Origin of the sequence: Bacillus sp. C30 (assembly GCF_040838255.1) — a bacterium.
Lineage (GTDB): Bacteria > Bacillota > Bacilli > Bacillales > Bacillaceae_G > Bacillus_A > Bacillus_A mycoides.
In genome coordinates this window covers 1-3,079 of sequence record NZ_JBFPJH010000362.1, presented here as the reverse complement: position 1 = coordinate 3,079, position 3,079 = coordinate 1, and the positions used below count along the sequence as shown (strand labels likewise).

The following is a 3,079-nucleotide window of genomic DNA, read 5'->3' as shown; positions in this document are numbered from 1 at the left end:
GTTTTAATCATGATGCCCTCACTATTTTTAGCACATGGATCACCTATGCTTGCTATTCAAGATACAGACTATACACGCTTTTTAAAGACACTTGGAGAAACATATAAACCGAAAGCTATTGTTATTTTTACCGCTCACTGGGAAAGTGAAGTATTAACGATCTCCTCTTCAGATGAAGTATATGAAACAATTTATGACTTTGGAGGTTTTCCTCCTGAGTTATACGAAATCAAATATCATGCGAAAGGCTCTTCTAGCATTGCGTCTATGCTAGAAACAAAATTTAAAAACAAAGGCATTCCAGTCCATCATAATATGACGAGAGGTTTAGATCATGGCTCATGGACACTCCTGCATCGTATGTACCCAGAAGCCAATATTCCTGTCGTACAAATATCAGTAAATCCATTCCTTCCTGCAAAAGAACAATTTGAAATTGGAGAGGCACTACAAGGACTTGGACAAGAAGATATTTTAGTAATCGGCAGCGGAGTTACTGTTCATAATTTACGAGCATTAAAATGGAATGAAACAACTCCGGAACAATGGGCGATTGAATTTGATGATTGGATTATAAATCATATGCATACTAGCGATAAAGATGCATTGTTTAACTGGGAAAGAAATGCTCCTCATGCACAATTAGCTGTACCAAGAGCGGAACATTTTGTTCCTCTATTTATCGCGATGGGTAGTGGTGAGAACGACGGTACGGTCATTCACCGTAGCTACGAGCTTGGTACATTAAGTTATCTTTGCCTTCAATTTTAATGAAAAAGGATGAAGCAATATTGCTTCATCCTTTTTCTGTTTTTCATTCACATAGTTAACTAACTTCCAAATGTCGTTTCTCTGATACCTCTTCGTTCTTACTATGAAAATAAACCCAAATGCACGCAATAAATAATAGTGATGATGTAGAGAAGAAAACATATTGGAAGCCTGCATGAGCTGCAATTTGTCCACCAAGTACTGGCCCAATCATATTTCCTAAAAACTGAAACGATTGATTATATCCAAATATTCGTCCCGTTACATGGGTTGGCGTATGTTATTTTAGTAGAGTTTGTACGGAAGGTAATAGTCCTGCTTGTGCAATACCTAATAAAAAGCGAAGAATTAATAGTTGCCAAGCTGAGGTTACAAATGCTTGCGGAATAAAAATAATTCCTGCAGCAAACAACGCTACAACTAACGTTTTTTGAGGTCCAATATGATCTGATAATCTTCCTAGCTTAGGAGCTGCTAAAATAACTGCTAATCCTGTCGCAGACATGACTGCACCTGCAAGCATTTCAATATGATCTGTTCCTGGTCCTGCCAAATGCTTTACGTACAACGTAATAATAGGTTGAATCGACATATTTGCAAGCTGAATAATAAACGTTGCTACAAATAAACTTATTATTAAATGTTTTGCAGGGACCATCGTCCATACTTTTTTCGGCTGTGCCTTTTTTTCTTTAGCAGAATGTTTCTCCTCATGTAAGAAGAAAAAGACGATAAGAAAGGACAGGAATAAGAAAGCTCCTGTAACTAGAAAAACATGGCGCATTCCGATTAACTCTGACAAATAACCTCCGAGTATCGGCCCAAGTAATGAACCGCTCACGCCTCCAGTTGAGATTGTAGAAATTGCCCAACCTGAATGTTCTTGCGGAGTTTCTGCAGCAATAAGTGTCATCGCTGTAGAAAGGAAACCTGATACCGATCCCATTAAAAACCGAAGTGCGACTAATTGATACACATCTGTCACAAACCCCATAAGCGTCATAATTATCGCCATACCAAGGCTCGCACGTATAAGCATCAATTTCCGACCATGTATATCACCAAGCTGGCCCCATATTGGTGATACGATCGCACCCATTAAAAATGTCACACCAAATGCAAGTCCCGACCACTGTGCAATACTAGAAGTGCCGGTCACCCCTAATTCCTCAATATAAAAAGATAAAAAAGGAATTACTAAACTCATACCGGCTGCAGTGGTAAAACAACCTAGCCAACAAATCATTAAATTTCGTTTCCAGCTGGCCATTTTCACACCTTCTTTCATTCGATACCCATTCTACACCGTTTTCTAGAAAAAGTTTAGTAATTTGCTTTATACATAATAAAACTCTATCCCTTTGCATTCTTTGCAAAGGGATAGAGTTAATTATCTCCTATGGGTATTAAACGTGCATTACAGCATCGCTCGTAAAACTCAATCGGACCTGCTTGTCCTATAATTGCATACTCATATCCGCTTTTCTTCATGTTATATAAACAATGATTCAATAACGTCTTCCCAACACCGTTCACACGATTATGTTTCGCTGTACCCATCGGGCCAAACAACCCTTTCTTTCCTCTCACAACATCGTAACAAGCGAAACCAATGATTTCTCCTCCTTGTTCAGCAATAAAAATAGGTAACTCTTCTTTATATGTCCGAAATCCATAATCTAAAGATTTTAACCAACGCTCACCAAATTCATCCTTAACAAAACGTGCCAACTTTTCAAAATCAGAAGAGATCGCTTTTCTAATATTACAGCTTAAACTATTACAAATAGGATCAAATATTGTTAATGCAACCGTCAAGTCTCTTGGTTCAGATGTAATTTGCAATAGATCTTTTTTCATCTTTTCACTTATAACCTTATCAATAACTGTATCCCCTTGAAAAATTGCATATAAAACATGCCCTTCATTTATTACTATTTGCTGAAAACGTTCCATCCGTTTCTTCGCTACTTTTAAAACTTCTATCGTCTTATTTGAAACTTTAAACTCCCCAACATTTATGTATTCTATTTCATTTGCATAATATTGTTGGAGTAACGATATCTTTGCTAAAAAATCCATACCCACCGTGTGAAATAAATACATATGTAACTCCGCGCAAACTCCAGTACCTTCCTTACAAGCTCCTATAAATAGATGAACTGGATGGATAATACCTTTACTACACTCAGCCTCTTCTGCTGCAATCTCCAATATTTTATATGCACGTTTTGTAAATTGGAATTCCATCATCTATATCCCTTCCCCTAATGACTTATTATCAAACCATAACCGTATATAATAGAAA

Annotated in this window: 2 protein-coding genes and 1 pseudogene; 1 reads left to right on the top strand and 2 read right to left on the bottom strand. The window is 37.2% G+C overall.

Annotated elements, in window-relative coordinates:
* The first annotated feature begins 9 nt into the window (after positions 1–9).
* The gene (locus tag AB3X49_RS20245; protein ID WP_367964350.1) at positions 10–771 is read left to right on the top strand and encodes a DODA-type extradiol aromatic ring-opening family dioxygenase; all 762 of its coding nucleotides are present in this window, start codon (positions 10–12) and stop codon (positions 769–771) included.
* 55 nt (positions 772–826) lie between these two features.
* On the opposite strand, the pseudogene AB3X49_RS20240 reads toward AB3X49_RS20245, so the two are convergent.
* Both AB3X49_RS20240 and AB3X49_RS20235 read right to left on the bottom strand, forming a co-directional pair.
* Positions 827–2,041: pseudogene (locus tag AB3X49_RS20240) on the bottom strand (multidrug efflux MFS transporter).
* 116 nt (positions 2,042–2,157) lie between these two features.
* Entirely contained in the window at positions 2,158–3,024 is an 867-nt protein-coding gene (locus tag AB3X49_RS20235; protein WP_002126793.1) for a GNAT family N-acetyltransferase, read from the bottom strand.
* Positions 3,025–3,079 lie beyond the last annotated feature (55 nt).

Bases quoted from the DNA above. Each gene is read 5' to 3' on its own strand.
- AB3X49_RS20245 (WP_367964350.1), top strand. From the start codon at position 10: ATGATGCCCTCACTATTTTTAGCACATGGATCACCTATGCTTGCTATT.
- AB3X49_RS20235 (WP_002126793.1), bottom strand. From the start codon at position 3,024: ATGATGGAATTCCAATTTACAAAACGTGCATATAAAATATTGGAGATT.